This window comes from Hamadaea sp. NPDC051192, from assembly GCF_040682475.1.
GTDB classification, from domain to species: domain Bacteria; phylum Actinomycetota; class Actinomycetes; order Mycobacteriales; family Micromonosporaceae; genus Hamadaea; species Hamadaea flava.
This window is the reverse complement of the sequence record NZ_JBFBAZ010000289.1, coordinates 1-2,166: the sequence shown is the minus strand read 5'-3', so window position 1 is coordinate 2,166 and position 2,166 is coordinate 1. Positions and strand designations below refer to the sequence as shown.

Here is a 2,166-nt window from a genome sequence, read left to right as displayed (position 1 = left end):
AGGGTTCCAAGTCGAATCATGCGCCAAGATTCGACCGAGAACCCTGATCCAGCGCCAAACAACGCCGGCGAGCTAGCGGCTGAGGACCCAGGCTTCGGCGGTCGCCAGCAGGTTCCGCAGCGGCTCCTCGCGCCAGACTCCGGCGGTCACCGGACCGGCTGCGCAGTCGAGGCCCAGCCGCTCGGCCTGGTCCCGGAACCCGACCGGCGCGGGCAGGCCGAGCGGTGTGCGTACGCGATCCCAGGCCTCGGCCAGCCGCTGGGCGGCGGCGGGGTCGCCGAGGTCGGCGGCGAGGGACGCGGCGGTGAGCACCGACGGCGTGGTCCACGAGTACGTCGTCCGCGTCCGGGCGGTCGCCAACCCGTCCCGCAACCCCGTCAGGGCGGCGCCGAGGTTCCCGGCCCGCCGCTGCGCTTCGGCGAGCAGCAGGCGCAAGGCGTACGCCCGGGACAGGGCGGGCGGATTGGCCTCCGACACCGCCTCGATCAGTCCCGTGATGGTCACCGCCGCCGCCGGTGGGGACTGGGTCACCAGGGCGTACAAGGCCAGTGAGTAGGCCGGGGTGTTGATGGTCAGATAACCGGGCTGGACGAGCTTGTCGCGCAGCCGCCGAGCGGTGACGGCCGCTTCGGTCAGGTCCCCCGCGCCCAACTCGTTCAGCAGCCGGATCGACCGGTACCGCATCTCGTCGCCGTCGTCGAGCACCGTGCGGAGCAGGTCGTCGCCGTCCCACAGGGCGAGTGCCGCCTCGTCGTGCCCCCACTGGTTCAGTGCCTCGGCCGCCATCGTCAGGCTGTGCACGCGAGTGTGCTTGTCGTCCACCGCTTGCAGCTTGTCGTGCAGGATCGGCGCCTCGTCCGCCGCGGCCGGGTCGAGCAGGTGCACTCCGTTGCGGACGTTGCAGAGGCGGGCGTCGTAGTACATGAGCGTGTGCACCGCCGCCAGGTCGTCCATGATCGGCCGGGCCAGAGCCAGCGCCCCGGCGGGATCGTCCCGCATCGTCAGGTGGTGCGAACGGCTCATCTCACCGAGGCAGCGGATCGCGGGCGGGCAGTCGGGCAGGTGCGGGGTCAGCTCGTCGAGCCAGCGGCCCTGTTCGGCGTACGCGTTCACCGCCGTCAGGCAGTCGAGCATCATCAGGGCCAGCTCGACCGCCTCGGGGATCCGGTCGGTGGCGTACCCGTCGCTCGCGGCGGCCCGGAGGTCGTCGAGATCGGCGGCGAGCCGGGTCCAGGCGGCGAACTGCTCGTCGACGTGCGGCCGGGCCGTGATCTCCCGCGTCACGTCCAGCCAGTACGCGACGTGCCGCCCGGCGACGGCGTACCGGTCGCCGGACTCGGCGAGCTTGGTCTCGGCGTACTGGCGGACCACTTCGAGCAGCCGGTAGCGCTGACCGTCCGGGGCCGGATAGGACTGGACCAGCGAACGGTCCACAAGAGACTCCAGCAGGGACGGTTCCGCACCGCACACCGCTGTCGCGGCGGCCACGGTGAACCCGCCCCGGAAGACGGCCAGCCCGGCGAGCAGCCGTTGTTCGTCCGTGCTGAGCAGCCGGTAGGACCAGTCGATCGTGGCGGCGAGGGTGTTGCCGTGCGATTCGCCGGCCGAGCCCGGCCCCAGTACGCCGAATCCCTGGTCCAGCTGCCGGGCCAGCTCGGGCAACGACAGCGTACGCAGTCGCGCCGCGGCGAGTTCGAGGGCGAGCGGCAGCCCTTCCACCCGGCGGCACACCCGGTCGACGGTGTCGAGATCGGACGCCGACGGGACGAAGCCCGGCACCGCACCGGCGGCGCGGCGCAGGAACAGTGTCGCGGCCGGAGACCCCGGTACGCCGTCCCCCGGCGCGGCGACGCTCAACGGTTCGAGCCGCCACACCGTCTCCTCCGGAAGGTTGAGCCGTTGCCGCGAGGTGGCCAGCACGACCAGTCGCGCACTCCGGGACAGCATTCGGCGTACCAGTTGAGAGATCTCGGTGACCAGGTGCTCGCAGTTGTCCAGGACGAGCAGGTGTGGGCTCTCGGCCAGGCGGCTCTCGACGGACTGGCCGACCTCGGCCATGGTGGCGCCGCCGACGCCGAGCACGCCGGCGAGGGTGAGCACGACGTCGTCGGCGTCGCGAGCGGTCGCGAGCGCCGCGACCACGACCGGCGGCCCGTCCGCGACCGC

At 72.5% G+C, this 2,166-nt stretch carries 1 pseudogene; it reads right to left on the bottom strand.

Annotated elements, in window-relative coordinates:
* Nucleotides 1–72: 72 nt before the first annotated feature.
* Nucleotides 73–2,166, bottom strand: a pseudogene (locus AB0M47_RS42625) (hypothetical protein); the annotation flags it as partial.